This window comes from Agromyces sp. NPDC060279 (assembly GCF_042726785.1).
GTDB lineage: Bacteria > Actinomycetota > Actinomycetes > Actinomycetales > Microbacteriaceae > Agromyces.
Genome location: NZ_JBHXBK010000003.1, coordinates 162,759 through 182,456, shown reverse-complemented (window position 1 = coordinate 182,456; position 19,698 = coordinate 162,759). Strand labels below are relative to the sequence as shown.

The following is a 19,698-nucleotide window of genomic DNA, read 5'->3' as shown; positions in this document are numbered from 1 at the left end:
GGCCGTCCGCCTGCAGGATGATTCCGGCCGGATCGGCGTGACCGCCGGGGGAGCTGGGCGTACGGTGGTTCGATGCGCACGACTCTGAGCCGCGGTCGCCTGACGACCGATATCGTGCTCGCGGCCGTCTTCGCGCTCGTCTCGCTGCCCCTCGCGCTGCTCGGCAACGCCTTCGACCTGCTCGCCCTCGCCGGCTTCGCGGGAGCGCTCGCGGTGCGCCGGCTCTCGCCGGGCTGGTCGCTCGGCGTCGCCTGGATCGCCGCGCTCGTGCAGATGGGGACGCTGCGCGAGCTGCAGCTCTACGACATCGCCGTGCTCGGCGTGCTGTACTCGACCGCCGCGCACGGCGCGCCCATCGTGAAGTGGCTCGGCCTCGTCTCCGCCGGCGTCGGCTCGGTCGTCGCGACGCTCTACCTCGGGCTGCTGAAGCCGGCGCTCGGCCAGAGCGAATTCCTGTTCGCACCCGACAACGCGGTCGCGCTGACGCTCTGGCTCGGCGTGACCTTCATCGCGGCGATCTCCGTGCTCGTCCTGAGCTGGACGGCCGGCCTGCTCGTGCGCGCCGTCCGCGACTCGCGGGAGATCCGCCGCCGCGAGGAGGTCGCGCTCCGCGAGCGCGAGCTGGCCGAGTACCGCTACGTGGTGGAGCAGGAGCGCAACCGCATTGCCCGCGACATGCACGACGTCGTGGCGCACTCGCTCGCCGTCGTGATCGCCCAGGCCGACGGCGCCCGCTTCGCCGCGCGCACCCGGCCGGAGACGGCCGTCGAGGCGCTCGGCACCATCGCGGGCGTCGCCCGCGGCGCGCTCGGCGACGTGCGGATGCTCCTCGCCGAACTGCGCCACGCCGAGACGGACACCCCGCAGCCCGTGCTCGACGACCTCGAGGAGCTGCTCGCCCAGCTGCGCGCCGCCGGGCTCGAGGTCGAGCTCGTCGAACGCGGCCCGCGGATCGAGCTCGGCACCGGCCACCAGATCGCCGTGTACCGCATCGTGCAGGAGGCGCTGACGAACGCGCTCAGGCACGGCGACGCCGGCCGGCCCGTCGACGTCGTGCTCGACTGGGATCGGACCGGCGTCGTCGCCACCGTCACGAACCACGTGCGGCCCGACGCCGAACCCGTCGGCGCCCGCGGCGCCAGGCACGGCATCCCGGGCATGCGCGAACGCGCCCAACTGACCGGGGGACAGCTCACGATCGAGACCGATGACGACCGGTTCCGGGTGATCGCCCGGATCCCGGCCCAGCAGGGGAGCACCAGATGACCGAGATCCGCGTCTGCCTCGTGGACGACCAGGCGCTGTTCCGCGCCGGCATCCGCATGCTCATCGAGTCGCAGCCCGACCTCTCCTTCGCCGGGGAGGCCGCCGACGGCGCCGCCGGCGCGGCACTCGCGAACCGGGCGCGGCCCGACGTCGTCCTCATGGACGTGCGGATGCCGGTGCTCGACGGGATCGCCGCCACGGAGCGCATCCTCGCCGACGCCGACCGCGGCGGCTACCCGGCGCCGCGGGTGCTGGTGCTCACCACCTTCGACCTCGACGAGAACGCGGCACGCGCGATCCGCGCGGGGGCGAGCGGCTTCGTGCTGAAGGACGCCGACCCGGAGTTCCTCCTCGCCGCCATCCGCACGGTGCACCAGGGCAACGCCGTGATCGCGGCGAACGCGACCCGGAACCTCATCGCGCACGCCGGCCGGGGCAGCGAGCGCAGCCCGGCGCCGCCCGCCTGGGACGAGCTGACGCCGCGCGAGCGGGAGATCTTCGCCCTCGCCGCCAAGGGGCTCTCGAACGCCGAGATCGCCGCGGGCGAGTTCCTGAGCGAGGCGACCGTGAAGACGCACGTCAGCCGCATCCTCGCGAAACTCGGGCTGCGCGACCGCGTGCAGCTCGTCGTCTTCGCGTACGAGCACGAGCTCTGAACGTCATCCTGCCGCCGGCCGCCGGTCATCCTGCAGGATGACGGCGGACCATCCGCCGGCCGGATGACCGGGGCGGGGCCCGGTCCGTAGCGTCGAAGTCATGCAGATCCAACCCTCAGACCTCGGCCTCATCGCCCGCGTCGCCACCCTCGGCAAGCGCTACGGCAGCGGCTCCGGCCAGGTCACCGCACTCGACGACGTCTCCCTCGGGCTGCGCCGCGGCGAGTTCACCGCGATCATGGGCCCGTCGGGCTCCGGCAAGTCGACGCTGATGCACATCATGGCCGGCCTCGACACCCCGAGCTCGGGTCAGGTGTGGCTCGGCGACACCGAGATCACCTCGCTGCCCGACAGCGCCCTGACCGTGCTGCGCCGCCGCCGCGTCGGCTTCATCTTCCAGTCCTTCAACCTCGTGCCGACCCTCGACGTGCGCGGCAACGTGCTGCTGCCGTTCGAGCTCGACGGGCGCAAGCCCAGCCTCGACGAGCGGATGTGGATCGAGGAGCTCTACGAGGTGCTCGGCCTCACGAGCCGCCTCGGCCACCGGCCGCACGAGCTGTCCGGCGGCCAGCAGCAGCGCGTCGCGATCGCCCGCGCGCTCGCCACCCGGCCCGACCTCGTCTTCGCCGACGAGCCGACGGGCAACCTCGACTCCCGCACCGGGCGCGAGGTGCTGGGGCTCCTCGCCGGGGCGAGCGCCGGCTACGGGCAGTCGATCGCGATGGTGACCCACGACCCGATCGCCGCGAGCCATGCCGACCGGATCCTCTACCTCGCCGACGGGCGGATCGTCCGCGACGCCGGCCGGTCGACGCCGGAGGAGATCGCCTCCTTCATGCTCTCGATGGAAACCGCGGCCTGATGCGCGCCCGGCTGAAGGACCAGATCCCCACGTTCCTCGTGGCGCTGCTCGCGGGCACCTTCGGCGTGCTGCTGCTGCACGTCACCGGGATGCTCGCCGTCGCGATCGCCGCGGACTCCGTCACGGGGGAGAGCGACACGGTGGCGCTCATGCTGCCGGTCGTGGCGTGGGTGTTCATCGTCATCGCGATCTACGTCAGCGCGATCGTCACCTCGAACACCGTGGCCACGGTCGTCGCGGGTCGCACCCGGCTCATCGCCCTGCTGCGACTCATCGGCTCCTCGGCGCGCGCCGAGCGCGGCCGGATCGCCCGCGAGGGCCTCGCCGTCGGCTTCGCCGGCGCGGCCGCAGGCATCCTGCTCGGCACGCTCGCCGCGTTCGGTCTCGAGCGGGTCGCGGTCGCGACCGGGGTCATGCCCGCGGTCGACTACCAGTACCTGAACGCGTCGGTGCTGCTGCCCGCCATCGCCGTCGTGCTGACGACCTGGCTCGCCTCCTGGGTGGGCTCGCGCCGCGTGCTGCGGGTGCGCCCGATCGAGGCGATCGGGCAGGCGGTCGAGTCCGACCGCGAGGAGCTCGTCCGCCGCCGCGGCCGGAACATCGCGGCCGTCGTGCTGATCGTGCTCGGCACGGTGCTGCTCGCCGTGGGCATCGTCGTCGGGCTGGTCCGGCCGGAGGGCGTGCTGATCGGGCTGCTCGGCGGCATCCTCTCCTTCTCCGGCGTCGTGCTCGCCGCGCACGTCGTCATGCCGCCGGTGCTCCGGCTCGTGGGGCGGCTGTTCGGCCGCTCGCCGGCGGCCCGCATCGCCGCGGAGAACGCGGTGCGCAATCCCGAGCGCGCCTCCCGGATGACGATCGGCCTCGTGATCGGCGTCACCCTCGTCACCACCTTCTCCGTCACGATGGAGTCCTACCGCGCGATGATCCACGCGGCGATCGAGGCGCAGCCCGAGGTGTTCGCGGGCGTCGAAGGCATGCTCAACGTGACCATCGCGATCTTCGCGGTGCTCATCGGCTTCAGCGCGCTCATTGCCGCGATCGGCATGGTGAACACCCTCTCGCTCAGCGTGCTGCAGCGCACTCGCGAGCTCGGCCTGCTGCGGGCGCTCGGCTTCGAGGCGCGGCAGCTGCGCGGCATGATCGTCGCCGAGGCGGCCGCGCTCACGGTCGCCGCGACGCTCACCGGGCTCGTGCTCGGCTTCGTCTACGGCTGGGCGGGCGCGCAGGCGCTGCTCGGCGGGGCGCAGGGGCAGCCGGTGTTCGTCTTCCCGGGCATCCCGTGGGCGATGATCGGCATCCTGATCGTCGCCGCCGGCCTGCTCACGGCGATCGCCTCGATCGCGCCGGCGCGGCGCGCGATGCGCGTCTCGCCGGTCGTCGCACTCGCGACCGACTGAGCGCGGCCATCAGACCGGGCACCAGGGGGGTGCCCGCCGGGCGGGACCGGGGCTCCGTGGGGGACGCTCCGGTTCCGCCCTTCTCCGTCGCGGTGCTACCCTGGTTCCGTGCTTCACGGCCTGCTTCTCCTTAGCTGCCGCAGCGAGTCCTCGTTCTAGGCCTCCCTCGCTGCGGAGTTCGTCGTCGGCTGCCACCGGACTGAAGCGAGAAGAGAGCACCATGCAGAACACCCAGAAGCCGTCCCCGATGCCCGTGCACCGGTACCGTCCGTACCACGAGCAGCTCCGCGTCGAGCTGCCCGACCGCACCTGGCCCGACCGGCGCATCACCGAGGCGCCGCGCTGGTGCGCGGTCGACCTCCGCGACGGCAACCAGGCCCTCATCGACCCGATGAGCCCCGAGCGCAAGCGCATCATGTTCGAGCTGCTCGTGAAGATGGGCTACAAGGAGATCGAGGTCGGCTTCCCGAGCGCGAGCCAGACCGACTTCGACTTCGTCCGTCAGCTCATCGACGACGGCGCCATCCCCGACGACGTCACCATCCAGGTGCTGACGCAGGCCCGCGACCACCTCATCGAGCGCACCTACGAGGCGATCGCCGGCGCCAAGCAGGCCATCGTGCACCTCTACAACTCGACGAGCGTGCTGCAGCGCGAGGTCGTCTTCCGCACCGACCGGCAGGGCATCATCGACATCGCGCTCCACGGCGCGCGCAAGTGCCGCGAGATGGAGTCGACCATCCCCGGCACGACCGTCTACTACGAGTACTCGCCCGAGAGCTACACCGGCACCGAGCTCGAGTTCGCGGTCGACGTCTGCAACCAGGTGCTCGAGGTGTTCGAGCCGACGCCCGAGCGCAAGGTCATCATCAACCTGCCCGCGACGGTCGAGATGGCCTCGCCGAACGTGTACGCCGACTCGATCGAGTGGATGAGCCGACACCTCGCGCACCGCGAGAACGTGATCCTCTCGCTGCACCCGCACAACGACCGCGGCACGGCGATCGCGGCGGCCGAGCTCGGCTACCTCGCCGGTGCCGACCGCATCGAGGGCTGCCTCTTCGGCAACGGCGAGCGCACCGGCAACGTCGACCTCGTCGCGCTGGGCATCAACCTGTTCACGCAGGGCATCGACCCGCAGATCGACTTCAGCGACCTCGACGAGATCAAGCGCACCGCCGAGTACTGCAACCAGCTGCCGGTGCACGAGCGCAGCCCCTGGGCGGGCGACCTCGTCTACACGGCGTTCAGCGGCTCGCACCAGGACGCCATCAAGAAGGGCTTCGAGGCGATGGAGGCGAAGGCCGAGGCGGCCGGCGTCACGGTCGACGAGCTCGAGTGGGCGGTGCCCTACCTGCCGGTCGACCCGAAGGACCTGGGCCGCAGCTACGAGGCCGTGATCCGGGTGAACTCGCAGTCGGGCAAGGGCGGCGTCGCGTACCTGCTGAAGAGCGACCACGCGCTCGAACTGCCGCGCCGGCTGCAGATCGAGTTCTCGGGCGTCGTGCAGGCCAAGACCGACGCCGAGGGCGGCGAGGTCACGAGCGACGAGATCTGGCGCATCTTCACCGACGAGTACCTTCCGGCGCCCGAGTCGCGCCCCGACGAGAAGTGGGGCCGCTTCGAGCTGCTCAGCCTCCGCACGGAGAGCGACCTCGACGGCATCGTGAACGTGCGGGTCGGCCTCCGCGACGGCGCCGAGCGCGTCGACGCCGACGCCAGCGGCAACGGGCCGATCTCGGCGTTCCTCGCGGTGCTCGGTGCCGAGGGCGTGCAGGTGAAGCTCCGCGACTACGTCGAGCACACGCTCGCCGCGAGCGGCGACGCCGTGGCGGCCGCGTACGTCGAGCTCGAGGTCGAGGGGCGGGTGCTCTGGGGCGTCGGCATCGACGCGGACATCTCGACCGCCTCGCTGAAGGCCGTGGTGTCCTCGGTGAACCGGGCGCTGCGCGGCGTCGCGGTCGAGCCCGAGGCGGAGCTCGCCGCGGTCTGAGCGAGTTCACGGGCCGTCCGTCCGAGTCGCCCGCGTCCGCCCGGACGCGGGCGACTCGCCGTTTCCCGAGTTGCCCGACTTTCATGAAAGTCGGGCAACTCGGTGTTGGGCGGGCGGTCAGCGGCGGATGACGGGGAGCACGCCGGTCTCGGTGGCGACCTTGCGGCGGTTGAGCATGCGCTGCTCCGGCAGCGAGAGGTCGAAGATCACGGCCAGCCAGCGGATGATGCTCGTCACGACGACGCAGGCGATGCCGGCGATGAAGATCGGCACGTGGAAGAGGTCGAGCACGACGAGCACGAGGCATCCGGCCGCCGCGGCGACCGCGTAGAGCGAGCCGACGTGCATGATCGCGACCGGGAGGCTCATCAGCATGTCGCGGAGGATGCCGCCGCCGACGGCCGCGGCGACGCCGACGAACACCGCGGGCAGGATCGGCAGACCGAGGCCGAGCGCCTTCGAGGTGCCGAACGCGCCGAACATGCCGATCACGACGGCGTCGAGGCCGACGATGAGCCCGTTCAGCCGGGAGAGGGGGCCGGCGAGCAGCATGCCGACGAGCGACGCGACGACCGCCGTGACGAGGTACCAGTTGCTCTGCAGCGCGCCGATCGGCTGATTCAGCAGCAGGTCGCGGATGACACCGCCGCCGAAGCCCATCACGATGCCGACGATCGCGACACCGAGCAGGTCGAGCCGGCGTTCACCGCGGAAACCGGACGCGAAGAGCGCGCCCTGCACGCCGCCGAGCCCGACGGCGGTGAGGTCCAGCCAGAGCGGGATCATGAACTGCGAGGTCTCCACCCGCCTATTCTCGCAAGCGGATGCCGCGGATGGCCCCGTGTTCCGGCGGTTCGTCGGGCCCGAGGTGGGAGAATCGTCTGGTGCCCGTGTATCGAGATGAAGCCGTCGTGCTGCGCACCCACAAGCTGGGTGAGGCCGACCGCATCGTCACGCTGCTCTCGCGGCGGCACGGCAAGATCCGCGCGGTCGCGAAGGGCGTGCGCCGTACCGCGTCGAAGTTCGGGGCGCGGCTCGAGCCGTTCATGGTCGCCGACCTGCAGCTCTACGAGGGTCGCACGCTCGACGTGATCACCCAGGCGGAGTCGCTCGGCTCCTACGGCGCCGAGATCTCGCAGGACTACGCGGCGTACACCGCCGCGAACGCGATGGTCGAGACGGCCGACCGCGTCACCGAGGCCGAGGGGTCGCTGCAGCAGTACCTGCTGCTCGTCGGGGCGCTGCGATCGCTCGCCCGGCGCGAGCACGGCCCGGGCCTGACGCTCGACTCCTACCTGCTGCGCGCCCTCGCCCTCGCCGGCTGGGCGCCGAGCTTCGAGGACTGCTCCCGCTGCGCGAGGCCCGGTGAGCACCGCGCGGTCGTGGTGCAGCTCGGCGGCATCGTCTGCGACGAGTGCGCGCCGCCCGGCTCGCCGCGCATCGAGCGTTCGACGATCGCGCTCCTCGGCGCGCTGCTGACGGGGGATTGGGCGCGCGCCGAGTCGGCGCCCGAGCGCGACCGCAACCAGGCCTCCGGCATCGTCGCGGCCTACGCCCAGTGGCACCTCGAGCGGGGGCTCCGCTCCCTGCCGCACGTCAGCCGAGACGCCGACGAGCCGGCCGTCCGCGCGGCGACCGACCGTACGGCGCGCGGCGCACCAGCCCAGACAGGAACCCCGTGACCCCGAAGCCCTACACGCACCGCGATGCGGTGCCGTACCGCCCCATCGACTGGACCGGCCTCTACCCGCCGGAGCTGCCGCGCGGCGCCGTGCCCGAGCACGTCGCGGTCGTGATGGACGGCAACGGCCGCTGGGCGAACCGCCAGGGCCTCACCCGCATCGAAGGCCACAAGGCGGGCGAGGCGGCGCTGCTCGACGTCGTCGCCGGCGCCGTGCAGATCGGGGTGAAGCACCTCTCGGTCTACGCCTTCTCGACCGAGAACTGGAAGCGCAGCCCCGACGAGGTGCGCTTCCTGATGGGCTACAACCGCGACGTGCTGCACCGCCGGCGCGACCAGTTGAACGAGTGGGGCGTGCGCATCCGCTGGGCGGGGCGCAAGCCCCGGCTCTGGAAGTCGGTCATCGAGGAGCTGCAGTTCGCCGAGCGGCTGACGGCGGGCAACGACGTGCTCACGCTGACGATGTGCGTGAACTACGGCGGGCGCAACGAGATCACGGATGCGGTCCGGGCGATCGCCGACGACGTCGCGGCCGGGCGTCTCCGGCCCTCCGCCGTGAGCGAGAAACAGATCGCGAAGCGCCTGTACCAGCCCGACATGCCCGACGTCGATCTCTTCGTGCGCAGCTCCGGGGAGCAGCGCACCTCGAACTTCCTGCTCTGGCAGTCGGCGTACGCCGAGATGGTGTTCCTCGACACGCTCTGGCCGGACTTCTCCCGCGTCGATCTCTGGCGCGCGATCGAGCTGTACGCCCGCCGTACCCGGCGCTTCGGCGGCGCGGTCGACGCCCCGAGCGCCGAGTAGCCTGTCGCCGGCTCGCCGGCTCGCCGGCTGCGGGCTCAGCCGAGCCCGAGCTCCGCGAGGAGGGTGCGGGCCTTCCCGAGCGCGGCGGACGAGCCCGTCCGGCCGGCGAGCTCGGCGAGACCGGGCCAGGCGGCGTCGTCCGCGGGGATCCGCCCGGCGGATGCCGCGGCCCGCAGCACCGGGGCGCGCAGCAGGGCGACGTCGAGCACCCGGTTCAGCCAGGCCGGTGGCTTCGGCTGTGCCGCCGCGAAGCGCACCGATTCGGTGAGCAGCGGCCAGAGCACGGGCAGCGCGCGCAGCTCGCGCTCGATCGAGCCCATCATGCGCGCGGGCGTCAGCTCGGGCAGCGGCAGGAGCCGTCGGGCGGCGAGCCGCACCGAGGCCGCGGAGAACTTGCGCGCCGCCACCATCGCATCGACGCTGTAGCGCGACTCGACGTCCGAGCAGAGCGAGGCGAGCACGACCGCGACCATGAGCGAGGTGAGCGGCGGTTCGAGCCCGTCGCTGCGGGGGCCGGTCCCGCCGGTGCTGCGATCGCGGAACTCGGAGACGGAGAGGCGGCCCGCGGCCTCGTCCCACTCGATCCACCGCCGCTCGTCGCCGTCGACCGTCTCGGCGTCGAGCTGCCCTTCGCGGTCGAGGGCGTAGGCCCACGGCATGAGCGCGCGGTAGCGCACGCCCGGATCTTCGGCGAGTGCGAACTCGAGCGGCACGAAGCGCTTCGAGCCTCGGGTCAGCACCGTCGCACCCGGCTCGACGCCGTCGTCGATCGCGACGCCCTCGCCGTCCCCGGCCGGCCAGACGTCGTCGAGGTCGATCGCGGGTTCCGTCTCCGTCGCAGGGGGAGCGGCGTGCTCGCTCGCCTCGGGGAGGCGGGCGACGACCGCACGGGCCGCGGCGACGGCGCGCGAGGAGCCGCTTCGCGCGGCGAGCGCGCGGGTGCCGGGCAGTTCGAGCACGGATGCCTCGGCGACTCCCGCGGCGACGGCGGCCTGCGCGGAGGGCAGGAGGGCGTCGATCGCCTCGACGAGCTCCGCCGTGCCCGGGATCAGCCGGACCCCGGCGAGCGAGGCTTCGACGGTGCTGTCGAGGAGCGGCCAGACGAGCGATCCCAGTCCGGCCTCGGCGAGCTCTCCGGCGACGCGGGCGAGCTGCGCCGCGCCGCTCGGGCCGCCGCGGTCGACGAGCCGGAGATCGGCCACGCCCGGGACGAGGAGGCCGCGCTCCCAAGCTTCCAGCACGGCCTCGAACATGTCGCCGGCGGCCTGCTCGTGCGGTGAGCGGAGTCCGCCGATCAGCGCAGCGGCCTGGCGTGGTCCGAACGGTCGGGCCCGGCGGGCGAGCTGACGCCAGGTGTACCCGCTCGCCGCTTCCAGCCAATCGCCCGAGTGCGTGCCGTCGCCCCAGCCCGGCAGCTCGACCGGGGAGCCCCAGCCGTAGCGGCTCGGGTCGAGCCGCGGCGGGAATCCGCTGAGCGAGGCCGGGAGGGCCGTCTCGGCGCGCGACCAGTCGCCGTCTTCGTCCCGCACGAGTGCCGGCTCGCGGAGCGGGTCGAGCAGGTAGGCGCGAGCGGCGGGGCCCGCGTCGCTCGCCATCCGCTCGCCGGATTGCAGCAGCACCGGCACCTCGAGCGTGGCGAGCTCGTCGAGCTGCGCCGGCGTGACGAGCGAGCGCTCGACCCGGAGCAGGGCGAGCAGCAGGTCGGCCTCGCTCGCGGCGGCGTCGGCGTCGCGGTAGGCGCGCAGGCGGGCGAGCAGCTCCTCGGGGTCGATCCGGAGGTCGTCCCAGCTCGGGGTCGACAGGAGCGTCGGCACCTCGCCGAGGCGCTGCGCGACGGCGGCCTCACGGGCGGTCGCCGGCGGGTAGTGCACGTCGCGGCGCCAGTCTTCGCCGCCGGGTCCGACGAGGCGGTCGAGCGAGCGGATCGGCGCTTCGGCCACCCAGTCTGCCACGGCTCCGACGCCGGCGCGCCAGCCGGGCTTCAATCCGCGCAGGGCGAGGCGCGCCCGATCGGGATCGCTGCGGGCGACGGCGTTCGCGAGCTCGAGGAAGCGATCCACTTCGAGGTCCATGGCGTTCTCGGGGCGGGAGGCGAGCCGTTCGGCGGCGGCCGACAGCGCCTCGACCGTCGCCGGCGCCGGGGTGAACCTTGGCACCTCCCAGAGCGGCGGCGTGGCACCCCAGGCGACGGGCGGCGCATCGACGGGAGGTGCCCCCGGCGCCTCGGCGGTCAGGCCCCAGCGCGCGAGCAACGCCGCCGCGGACTTCGCGAGGCCCGCGTCCCGCCCGTCCGCCACGGCCGCGAGGGCGGGACGGACCGTCTCGGCCGCCGTGCCGGTGAGCGGCCGGCGGCGCCGGGCTGCGGCGTCGAGGACCGCGCGCCGGGCGGCCTTGGGCTTCGTCGTGAGGGCGAGCGATACCGCCTCGGCTGCGTCGTCCTCCTCGCCGTGCTCGATGAGGGCGGGCGCGAGCGCGACGACGACTGGCGCCTCGGCGTGGCTCAGCGCGCCCAGCAGGGAGCCGGCGTGGGCGACGAGCTCGGTGTCGCTCAGGGCGAGCGCTCCGACGAGCGTGCCGGCCCAGGCCTTCCGGTCTCCCGGGCGCTGGGCCGCATCCAGTGCGAGGAGCACGAGGGCCACCGCCTCGTCGCGCGCGATCCAGCCTGCCACGACCCCCGCTGCGACCGCGCGCCCGAAGGGGCCGGTCGCCGGGGCGCCGACCGCGATACCGACGCGGACGTGCTCGGCGAAGCGAGGGCGGAGCAGCTCGGCGTCGATCGCGCCGCGGTCCTGCGGGAAGAGTTCCGCCTCCTCGCCGAGGGCGAGCGCTGCGTAAACGGACCAGTCCTTCAGGTACTCGACGCTCTCGGGCACCGGGAGATCGTGGTGGTGCACGAGCCGCACCGCGCGTCCGGCGTGCACCGAAGTCGAGTGCTCCCAGGCGCGCCGGTTCGAACGGCAGGCGCGGGCGATGAACGCCGTCGCGAACTCGGGCCCGCGGGTTGCGAGCACCTCGGCGGCGAGCTCGTCGGGCACCGTGCCGGCGCCGCCGAGCACGTCCTCGGCCCGCCTGGCGTCGACGCCGGTGCGGATCGCGAAGAGGGCGAGCATCCCGTGGTCGGTCTCGCCGACGAGGGAGACCCGGGCGAAGCCACCGTCGTGCTCGGCCCATTCCGTCCAGTCGCCGCGGCGGAGCCCGGCGCGCGCGTCTCGCTGCTGCGCCTCGGTGCCGATCGGCAGCGTGGGCGCGTCGGCGAGCGGGGCGCCGTCCCAGCCGAGCTCGCGGAACACTTCGAGCGAGCGGGCGAGGGCGTCGGTCATACGGTCTCCTCCATCAGGATGCGGACGGCGAGCACGTGCGCGCAGGGTCCTCGGTCGCGGCTGCCACCGAGCTGCCAGGTGCAGCTGCATCGGCCGCCGTCCTCAGCGATCCGCACGAGGTACTGCACGGGATCCCCAGCGCTCCCGCCCTCGACGAGCCACTCGTCGGGGGCCTCGGCGGGCGCGACGCGCCGTTCGGCGGCGAGACGCCGCGCGGTTCGTACCCGCGGGTGGTCTCGCGTGACGCGTTCGGGGTCTTCAGGAAGCTCGCGGTGGAAGTACGCGCCGGTCCGCACGTCCCAGCCGACGCGGCCAGAGGCGGCGAGCACCGCGATGCCGGACTCGGTCTGGGCGCGGCCGAGCCCGGACTCCCGCTGCAACCGCTCGACGTCGATCACCGGCTCGAAGGACAGGAGGGCCGAGAGCAGCGCGGCGTGCTCGGCGACGTCCTTGGGTGCGAGGGCGCTCACGAGCGAGCCTTCCCCGGAGAAGCCCCGCCACGACTCGACGGTGAGTCCGAGGAGCAGGCGCGCGTGGGGGAGCGAGACCTCGACGGCGGTCGGCCCCGGCTCGCCGTCCGCCGGACCGTACACGGCGAGCCCCTGCACGTGGGGGAGCAGTCGTTTCAGTGCGGCGAGCCGGTGCAGTCCCTGCACGTGCACCGCGCTGCCGGTTCGGCGCGGGGCGAGCCTGGCCCCGCTCGGGGTCGGGGTGAGCCAGCCGCTCGCCCCCGCGGCCGTCGTCGCCGGGAGCGAGCCGAGCAGCGCCCGGGCGCCCGGGCGGTCCAGCTCGAACGCGGGGCGCAGGCGGCGATGCAGCTCGGCCACGTTGCCGAACGCCGGGATCCAGCGGGCCGGCATCTCGACCGGGCGTTCGACGGCGGTCGCCTGCGGGGTCGAGAGCGCGAGCCCGTCGACGCCGACGTCGAGGTGGAACAGTTCGGAGCGCCCGACCGCGGTGAGGGCCTGCCTCGTCGCGAGCCCGAGGTCGACGTTCGTCGTGCCGTGCGACACCTCGCCGCCGTCGAGCCCGCTCGCGAGCAGGTCGAGTCGGGCGTAGACGCTGTTGCAGGCCGAGAAGACCTCGGCGCGAAGGCGGTCGCCGTGGGCCGTCAGCACCGGGTCGCGCTGGGTCGTCGGCGTGTACTTGAAGTACCGGGTGGCGGTGAGGTCGGCGAGGGTCAGCAGGCCGCGGGCGACGAGCTGCGGCTCGGTGGCGAAGCCGTGGAAGAAGCTCGGTCGCGGATCGGGGCCGTCTGGCGCGAGGCCCGGGGCGAGCGCGAGGGCGAGCCCATTCGCGGTCGCCGCCGACGCCGACGCGAATCCGCGATGCCCCATGCAGGCAGCCTAGCCGAGCGCTAGCGCGGGCCGCGCCGGGCGAAGAACCCGGCGAGCAGCGCGTGCAGCAGCGGCAGCACGGAGAGCCCGACGAGGGTCCAGCCGAGGGCCGGGCTCGGCGCCACGAGGACGGCGCCGCCGATGAGGAGGGCGGCGAACAGCACGGCCGACACCACCCGCCGGGCGACGCCCTCGAGCCGGTCGAGGCGCCGCTCGAGGCGCGAGGTATCGAAGGAGAGCCGGCCCTGCTCGACCTTCGTGACGACCGAGTCGAGCCGCTGCGGCATCCCCCAGAGGATGCCGGCGCTCGACATCGCCTGGTCGACGAAGCCGCGGGCCACTCCGCCGCCCTCCTCGCGGAGCAGCTGCGTCGCATACGGCTCGACCGCGTCCCAGACGTTGAACTCGGGGTCGAGCCCGCTGCACATGCCGGAGGTGAGCGCCATGGCCCGGATGAGGAGCAGCAGGTGCTCGGGCAGCTGCAGAGGGAGGGAGCGCACGACGTCGCCGAACTCCTCGCCGAACTCCCGGAACTCCCTCGGGTCCACGTCCTTCAGCTGGGCGAAGCCCATGCCGCCGAAGCGGTCGAACAACTGGGAGAGCGCGCGCTCCAGCTCGCCGGTGTCCGCGCTCGGCAGGAGCACGCCGATCTCCCGTGCGGCCTCGATCATGCCGCGGCCGTCGCGTGCGGCGACGGCGATCACGAGGGTGCGCAGCCCGCTGCGGAGCTCGGCGGGCACCTCGGCCATCATGCCGAAGTCCACGAAGGTGAGCCGCCAGGCGGGCGTGGCGGAGTCCCCTGCGGGAGCCGACGGGTCCGGGGCGGCGCCGGGCGTGACGAAGAGGTTGCCCGGGTGCGGATCGGCGTGCACGAAGCCGTGTGTGAACACCTGGTCGAACATCACCTCGGCGAAGACGTGGGCGACCGCCGAGGGGTCGATTCCCGCCGCGCGCAGTGCCGCCGTGTCGTTGATCTTGATCGCGGTGACGTCCTCGAGCGTCAGCACCCGGCGGGTCGTGCGCGCCCAGACGACGGCGGGCGCGTCGACCCTCGGATCTTCCGCGAACGACTCGGCGAAGCGTTCGGCGTTGGCCGCCTCGTGCAGGTAGTCGATCTCCTCGAGGCTCGTCTGCGCGAACTCCTCGACGAGGGCCGGGGCATCCACCCGGTCGGCGACGATCCGCACCCGGCGCAGCCAGCCCGCGATGCGGCGGAGCGCCGCGAGGTCGACGGCGACGATGCGGTCGATGCCGGGGCGCTGCACCTTCACGACGACCTCGGGGAAGCCGGCGTCCTCGGCGTCGGGCGCGGCGAGCCGGGCGCGGTGCGCCTGGCCGAGCGAGGCCGCGGCGACGGGCGTCTCGTCGAAGGCGGCGTACACCGCGCCGAGCGGAGCGCCGAGCTCCTGCTCGGCGAGCGCCCGGATCTCGGGGAAGGCGACCGCGGGCACCTCGTCCTGCAGCCCCTCCAGCTCGGAGGTGATCTCGGGCGGCAGCACGTCGAGCCGGGAGGAGAGGAACTGGCCGACCTTGATCATCAGACCGCCGAGCTCGACCGCGAGACCGCGGAAGCGCGCGGCGAGCCGTTGCATGCGTGCGGCGCGGGTGCGCTCGGCGATGCTGCCGAGGCCGAGCCTCGGCAGCGCGAGTTCGAACCACCAGAGCTGCACGAGCTGCCGGGCGGCGAAGCGCAGGATGCGGCGCGAGCGGGCGCGCCGGGCGCGCTCGTCGCCGACGACGCGCGGCGTCACCCGGTCAGCCCTGGGCGAGGATCGAGTAGAGCCGCCGGCGGGTGTCGTCGAGTTCGCGCACCGCCTGCTCGAGCTGCTCCGGCGTGCCGGTGCGGCCGAGCTGGGCGGCCGCGGAGGCGAGCTCGATGCCGGCCTTGGACAGCGCCGCGTGCGGGGCCGCGCCGCGGGTGCCCGACTCCCAGGGAACGGGCCGATCGGCGTTCGCCTCGGCCTCGGCGCGCCCCGAGTCGGTGAGGGAGTAGGTCTTGCGGCCGCGGAGCTCCTCGGCCGTGATGAGCCCCTCGTCGGCGAGCAGCTGCAGGGTCGGGTAGACCGAGCCGGCGCTGGGCTTCCAGTGACCGCCGCTGCGTTCCTCGATCTCGCGGATGATCTGGTAGCCGTGCATCGGCTCCTCGGCGAGCAGCACGAGCACCGCCTGGCGCACGTCGCCGCGGGCCATGCGGGAGGCGCCGCCGCGCGGGTCGAGGGAGGAGCGCAGCTGTGACATCGCCTCCCAGAGCAGCTGGCCGGGGCCGTCGCCGGGGAACCCGGTGCCGCTGAATCCGCCGCTCGGGCGTTGTCCGTTCATGGTGACCTCCATGCTGAGCTACGAACGATACTCAACGATATATCGTTCGGCTCGGCGAGGGAAGGGGTCGACTACTCGGCGGCGGCGGCGTCGGTGCCGGGCACGAAGCAGACGTCGCCCTCGCAGACCATGGCGCCGGGGGCGCCGGGCACCATCGTGAACGGCGAGGCGGATGCCTCGGCGGGCGCACCGGCCGAGGCATCGGCCGCGACCACCGCAGTCGACCCGTCGGCCGCGGTCACGCGACCGCCCCGTCCCGTTCGCCGGCCACCTGGGTGAGCACCTGGCCGAACACCTCGGCGGGCTGGGCGCCGGAGACGCCGTACTTGCCGTCGATGACGAAGAAGGGCACGCCGTTGATGCCGTACGCGCCGGCCTGGGCGATGTCGGCCTGGACGGCCGCGGCGAAGCGACCGGACTCGAGCGCCTCGCGCGCGGCGTCGGCGTCGAGCCCCGCGTCGGCGGCGAGCGCGACGAGCTCGTCGACGCGGCCGACGTGCCGGCCCTCGGTGAAGTAGGCGCGGAACAGCCGCTCCGCGAGCTCGAGCTGGCGGCCCTCGGACTTCGCGAAGTGCAGCAGCTCGTGCGCCTTCAGCGTCTTGGTGTGCTGGAGGGCGTCGAAGTCGTAGTCGAGGCCCGCGTTCGCCGCGACGCCGGTGACGTGCTGCAGCATCTGCTGCACCCGCTCGGCCGGCATGCCCTTGTGCTTCGCGAGGAAGTCGATCTCGCTGCCCTCGAAGTCGACGGGCGTGTCGGGGGCGAGCTCGAAGGAGTGGTACTCCACCTCGATCTCGGGGGCGTCCTCGCCCAGGGCGGCGACGCCCGCTTCGAAGTGGCGCTTGCCGATGTAGCACCAGGGGCAGGCGATGTCGGACCAGATGTCGATCTTGATGGGAGTGCTCACATCGATGCGAACGCACGGACCGTGCGCGGCATTCCCGCCCGCCGGACGAGCTACTCCGGGTCGCTGAGGTCCGCGACGGTCGCGCCGTACGCCGCGATGAGGGCGTCGGCGTCGACGAAGAGGCTGCGGCCGTGCTCGCCGGCCCCCATCGAGACGCGTCGGCCGACGATGGTCTCGTCCGCGTACACCGGCCAGGCGGTCGTCGATCCGAGCGGCGTGATCGTGCCGCGCTCGTAGCCGGTCGCCGCGAGCGCGAGGGAGGCGTCGGGCAGCTGCAGCTTGTTGACGCCGACGAGGGCCCGCAGCTTGGGCCAGCTGATCTTGCGGCCGCCGGGTACGAGGGCGAAGAGGTAGCTGCCGTCGCTGCGCTTCACGACGAGCGACTTCACGATGTCGCCGGGGGAGATGCCGAGCAGCTCGGCCGCCTCCTCGAGGCTCCGAGCGGCGGGGCGAGCGATGATCTCGATCTCGAGTCCGCGGGCGGCCGCGTCGGCCCGCACCCGCTCGACGCCGGAAAGGGGCGCGTCCGTCATCTCGTCCTCCACATCGCTCGATCCGGTTCGAATCCTACGCGCCGCGCGGGAACGGGCGGCCTGCGGGCCGGGATCTGGAAGAATCGAAGGGATGTCAACGATCCCCGCCACCGTCACGCCGCTCACGATCGGCGCGCTCGAGCTCGACGTGCCCGTGGTGCTCGCCCCGATGGCGGGCATCACGAACACCGCGTTCCGCCGGCTCTGCCGCGAGTTCGGTGCCGGCCTCTACGTCTCCGAGATGATCACGAGCCGCGCGCTCGTCGAGCGCACGCCCGAGTCGATGCGGCTCATCACCCACCACGAGTCCGAGACGCCGCGGTCCATCCAGCTCTACGGGGTCGACCCGAAGACCGTGTCCGAGGCGGTGACGATGCTCGTCGCCGAAGACCGCGCCGACCACATCGACCTGAACTTCGGCTGCCCGGTCCCGAAGGTCACGCGCAAGGGCGGCGGCGCCGCCCTGCCGTGGAAGAACGGGCTGTTCCGCGACATCGTCGAGGGCGCGGTGCGGGCCGCGGGCGACATCCCGCTCACGATCAAGATGCGCAAGGGCATCGACGCCGATCACCTGACCTACCTCGAGGCGGGCCGCATCGCCGAGGGCGCCGGCGTCGCCTCGATCGCGCTGCACGCGCGCACCGCCGCCGAGTTCTACTCGGGGCACGCCGACTGGTCGGCGATCACGAAGCTGAAAGAAACAGTCACCTCGGTGCCCGTGCTCGGCAACGGCGACATCTGGTCGGCCGACGATGCGCTGCGCATGGTCGCCGAGACCGGGTGCGACGGCGTCGTCGTCGGTCGGGGATGCCTCGGCCGCCCCTGGCTGTTCGGCGATCTCGCGGCGGGCTTCCGCGGACAGCTGGCCGACGGCAGCGCCAGCCTCTTCCAGCCGAGCCTCGGCCAGGTCGCGCAGACCTTCCGGCGGCACGCGGAGCTGCTCGCCGAGTTCTTCGACAGCGAGGAGCGCGGCTGCCGCGACATCCGCAAGCACGTCGCCTGGTACTTCAAGGGCTACCCGGTCGGCGGCGAGCTGCGCGCCCGGCTCGCCACGGTCGAGTCGCTGCAGATGCTCGACGACCTGCTCGGCACCCTCGACTGGTCGATGCCGTACCCGGGCGAGGGGGCGGAGGGCCCCCGCGGTCGCGCCGGCACCCCGAAGAACCCCGCCCTGCCCGGCGGCTGGCTCGACTCGCAGGAGCTCGCCGGGCACGACCGCGTGACGCTCGTCGACGCCGAGCTCGACACGAGCGGCGGCTGAGCGTGACGATCCCGGCCTTCGGCGACCGCCTGTTCGGCGGCGCAGAGCTGCTCGGCGACGCCAGGCTCTTCGGCGGCTATGGCGAGGCCGACGCCGAGCGGCTGCTGCCCGAGCAGCACTCCTCTCGCCGCAGCGACTTCGCCCGCGACCGGGCGCGGCTGCTGCACTCGAGCGCGCTGCGCCGGCTCGCGGCGAAGACCCAGGTGCTGAGCCCCACCGCGGGCCTCGACTTCGCCCGCAACCGGCTGACCCACTCGCTCGAGGTCGCCCAGATCGGTCGCGAGCTCGCCGCCAACCTCGCCCTCGATCCCGACGTCGTCGACACGGCGTGCCTCGCGCACGACCTCGGGCATCCGCCCTTCGGGCACAACGGCGAGAAGGCGCTCAACGCCTGGTCGGCCGACATCGGCGGCTTCGAGGGCAACGCGCAGACGCTGCGCATCCTGACCCGGCTCGAGCCGAAGGTGTTCGACGCCGACGGCCGCAGCTACGGCCTGAATCTCACCCGGGCGAGCCTCGACGCCAGCTGCAAGTACCCCTGGCCCGAGGAGCAGGGCGTCGCCGACCCGTCCGGCCGGCAGAAGTTCGGCTTCTACCACGACGACGTCGCGGTGTTCGAGTGGCTGCGGGCCGGGGCGCCGGAGCGGCGGCTCTGCATCGAGGCGCAGGTGATGGACCTCTCCGACGACATCGCCTACTCGGTGCACGACTTCGAGGACGCCGTCGTCAACGGCTACCTCGACGTCGAGGCGCTCGGCCGCCGCGTCGACCACGACGAGCTCGTCGCCTCGATGTACGAGTGGATCGGCGGGCAGCACTCGCACGACGAGCTGATGGCGGCGTTCGACCGGCTCGACTCGCTCGACGTCTGGCTCGACACGTGGAGCGGCAGCCGGCTCGACCAGGCGCGGCTCAAGAACCTCACGAGCCAGCTCATCGGCAGGTTCGCGCACGCCGCGACCGAGGCCACCCGGGCGGCCTTCCCGGTGGCGAGCCTCATCCGCTTCGACGGCGACGTCGTCGTGCCCCGCGAGATCCAAGCTGAGATCGCGGTGCTGAAGGGCATCGTCGCGGCCTTCGTGATGTCCCGCAACACCCGGCAGCCGATCTACCGGCAGCAGCGCGAGGTGCTGACCTCGCTGGCCGACGTCCTCCTCGAGACGGGGGAGCAGCACCTCGACCCGGGCCTCGCCGAGGACTGGCGGGCCGCGGGCGACGACGCCGCGCGCAAGCGCGTCGTCGTCGATCAGGTGCAGAGTCTCACCGACCAGTCGGCGCTCGCCTGGCACGAGCGGCTCGTGCAGCGCTGAGCGGGCACGACGAGGCGGTGGGAACGGGCCCCGGAGGGTCCGGCTGGACATAGGA

The 19,698-nt window shown here is 73.2% G+C and carries 17 protein-coding genes; 9 read left to right on the top strand and 8 right to left on the bottom strand.

Going from position 1 to position 19,698, the window contains the following annotated elements; genetic code table 11:
* Positions 1-72: 72 nt before the first annotated feature.
* The 5 genes from ACFWE1_RS11955 (at position 73) to leuA (ending at position 6,174) form a co-directional block, all read left to right on the top strand.
* Entirely contained in the window at positions 73-1,266 is a 1,194-nt protein-coding gene (locus tag ACFWE1_RS11955) for a sensor histidine kinase (RefSeq protein ID WP_376933658.1), read from the top strand.
* The gene (locus ACFWE1_RS11950; protein WP_376933657.1) at positions 1,263-1,922 is read left to right on the top strand and encodes a response regulator; all 660 of its coding nucleotides are present in this window, start codon (positions 1,263-1,265) and stop codon (positions 1,920-1,922) included. Before ACFWE1_RS11955 ends, ACFWE1_RS11950 begins: the two co-directional genes overlap by 4 nt.
* 100 nt (positions 1,923-2,022) lie before the next feature.
* Positions 2,023-2,784 (top strand): ABC transporter ATP-binding protein, encoded by a 762-nt coding sequence (locus tag ACFWE1_RS11945; RefSeq protein WP_376933656.1) that lies wholly within the window; start codon positions 2,023-2,025, stop codon positions 2,782-2,784.
* The gene (locus tag ACFWE1_RS11940) at positions 2,784-4,181 is read left to right on the top strand and encodes an FtsX-like permease family protein (protein ID WP_376933655.1); all 1,398 of its coding nucleotides are present in this window, start codon (positions 2,784-2,786) and stop codon (positions 4,179-4,181) included. The genes ACFWE1_RS11945 and ACFWE1_RS11940 overlap by 1 nt, the downstream gene beginning before the upstream one ends.
* Positions 4,182-4,401: 220 nt before the next feature.
* Positions 4,402-6,174: a 2-isopropylmalate synthase gene (leuA, locus tag ACFWE1_RS11935; protein WP_376933654.1), complete on the top strand. Its 1,773-nt coding sequence runs from the start codon at positions 4,402-4,404 to the stop codon at positions 6,172-6,174.
* A gap of 117 nt (positions 6,175-6,291) precedes the next feature.
* On the opposite strand, the gene ACFWE1_RS11930 is transcribed toward leuA, so the two are convergent.
* Complete coding sequence (locus ACFWE1_RS11930) at positions 6,292-6,960, bottom strand: trimeric intracellular cation channel family protein (RefSeq protein WP_243570852.1); 669 nt, start codon at positions 6,958-6,960, stop codon at positions 6,292-6,294.
* A gap of 98 nt (positions 6,961-7,058) precedes the next feature.
* Here ACFWE1_RS11930 and recO point away from each other — a divergent pair, with 98 nt between their 5' ends.
* Complete coding sequence (recO, locus tag ACFWE1_RS11925) at positions 7,059-7,856, top strand: DNA repair protein RecO (protein WP_376933653.1); 798 nt, start codon at positions 7,059-7,061, stop codon at positions 7,854-7,856.
* Entirely contained in the window at positions 7,853-8,659 is an 807-nt protein-coding gene (locus tag ACFWE1_RS11920) for an isoprenyl transferase (RefSeq protein ID WP_376933652.1), read from the top strand. Before recO ends, ACFWE1_RS11920 begins: the two co-directional genes overlap by 4 nt.
* A gap of 35 nt (positions 8,660-8,694) precedes the next feature.
* On the opposite strand, the gene ACFWE1_RS11915 is transcribed toward ACFWE1_RS11920, so the two are convergent.
* The 7 genes from ACFWE1_RS11915 to ACFWE1_RS11885 all read right to left on the bottom strand — a co-directional run bounded on the left by ACFWE1_RS11915 (position 8,695) and on the right by ACFWE1_RS11885 (position 17,072).
* On the bottom strand, positions 8,695-11,979 hold the full coding sequence (locus ACFWE1_RS11915; RefSeq protein ID WP_376933651.1) for a hypothetical protein: 3,285 nt from the start codon (positions 11,977-11,979) through the stop codon (positions 8,695-8,697).
* On the bottom strand, positions 11,976-13,316 hold the full coding sequence (locus ACFWE1_RS11910) for an SWIM zinc finger family protein (protein WP_376933650.1): 1,341 nt from the start codon (positions 13,314-13,316) through the stop codon (positions 11,976-11,978). The genes ACFWE1_RS11915 and ACFWE1_RS11910 overlap by 4 nt, the downstream gene beginning before the upstream one ends.
* A 20-nt stretch (positions 13,317-13,336) precedes the next feature.
* Positions 13,337-15,067: an ABC1 kinase family protein gene (locus ACFWE1_RS11905; RefSeq protein WP_376933649.1), complete on the bottom strand. Its 1,731-nt coding sequence runs from the start codon at positions 15,065-15,067 to the stop codon at positions 13,337-13,339.
* A 4-nt stretch (positions 15,068-15,071) separates the two neighbouring features.
* Entirely contained in the window at positions 15,072-15,635 is a 564-nt protein-coding gene (locus tag ACFWE1_RS11900; protein ID WP_376933648.1) for a PadR family transcriptional regulator, read from the bottom strand.
* Between the two features lie 71 nt (positions 15,636-15,706).
* Positions 15,707-15,877: a hypothetical protein gene (locus ACFWE1_RS11895; RefSeq protein WP_376933647.1), complete on the bottom strand. Its 171-nt coding sequence runs from the start codon at positions 15,875-15,877 to the stop codon at positions 15,707-15,709.
* Positions 15,874-16,539, bottom strand: a complete 666-nt coding sequence (locus ACFWE1_RS11890; RefSeq protein ID WP_376933646.1) for a DsbA family protein — start codon at positions 16,537-16,539, stop codon at positions 15,874-15,876. Before ACFWE1_RS11890 ends, ACFWE1_RS11895 begins: the two co-directional genes overlap by 4 nt.
* Positions 16,540-16,589: 50 nt before the next feature.
* The gene (locus ACFWE1_RS11885) at positions 16,590-17,072 is read right to left on the bottom strand and encodes an aminoacyl-tRNA deacylase (RefSeq protein ID WP_376933645.1); all 483 of its coding nucleotides are present in this window, start codon (positions 17,070-17,072) and stop codon (positions 16,590-16,592) included.
* A gap of 91 nt (positions 17,073-17,163) precedes the next feature.
* Between ACFWE1_RS11885 and dusB the strand changes: the two genes are divergently transcribed.
* Together dusB and ACFWE1_RS11875 are read left to right on the top strand one after the other, a co-directional pair.
* Positions 17,164-18,333, top strand: coding sequence for a tRNA dihydrouridine synthase DusB (gene dusB, locus ACFWE1_RS11880; protein WP_376933644.1), 1,170 nt, complete (start codon positions 17,164-17,166; stop codon positions 18,331-18,333).
* Positions 18,334-18,380: 47 nt separating this feature from the next.
* Positions 18,381-19,643 (top strand): deoxyguanosinetriphosphate triphosphohydrolase, encoded by a 1,263-nt coding sequence (locus ACFWE1_RS11875; RefSeq protein WP_285465314.1) that lies wholly within the window; start codon positions 18,381-18,383, stop codon positions 19,641-19,643.
* Positions 19,644-19,698 lie beyond the last annotated feature (55 nt).

Coding starts and splice junctions, on each gene's coding strand:
- ACFWE1_RS11885 (WP_376933645.1), bottom strand. CDS start 17,072: ATGACGGACGCGCCCCTTTCCGGCGTCGAGCGGGTGCGGGCCGACGCG.
- ACFWE1_RS11940 (WP_376933655.1), top strand. CDS start 2,784: ATGCGCGCCCGGCTGAAGGACCAGATCCCCACGTTCCTCGTGGCGCTG.
- ACFWE1_RS11915 (WP_376933651.1), bottom strand. CDS start 11,979: ATGACCGACGCCCTCGCCCGCTCGCTCGAAGTGTTCCGCGAGCTCGGC.
- ACFWE1_RS11910 (WP_376933650.1), bottom strand. CDS start 13,316: ATGGGGCATCGCGGATTCGCGTCGGCGTCGGCGGCGACCGCGAATGGG.
- ACFWE1_RS11955 (WP_376933658.1), top strand. CDS start 73: ATGCGCACGACTCTGAGCCGCGGTCGCCTGACGACCGATATCGTGCTC.
- ACFWE1_RS11945 (WP_376933656.1), top strand. CDS start 2,023: ATGCAGATCCAACCCTCAGACCTCGGCCTCATCGCCCGCGTCGCCACC.
- leuA (WP_376933654.1), top strand. CDS start 4,402: ATGCAGAACACCCAGAAGCCGTCCCCGATGCCCGTGCACCGGTACCGT.
- dusB (WP_376933644.1), top strand. CDS start 17,164: ATGTCAACGATCCCCGCCACCGTCACGCCGCTCACGATCGGCGCGCTC.
- ACFWE1_RS11900 (WP_376933648.1), bottom strand. CDS start 15,635: ATGAACGGACAACGCCCGAGCGGCGGATTCAGCGGCACCGGGTTCCCC.
- ACFWE1_RS11930 (WP_243570852.1), bottom strand. CDS start 6,960: ATGATCCCGCTCTGGCTGGACCTCACCGCCGTCGGGCTCGGCGGCGTG.
- ACFWE1_RS11950 (WP_376933657.1), top strand. CDS start 1,263: ATGACCGAGATCCGCGTCTGCCTCGTGGACGACCAGGCGCTGTTCCGC.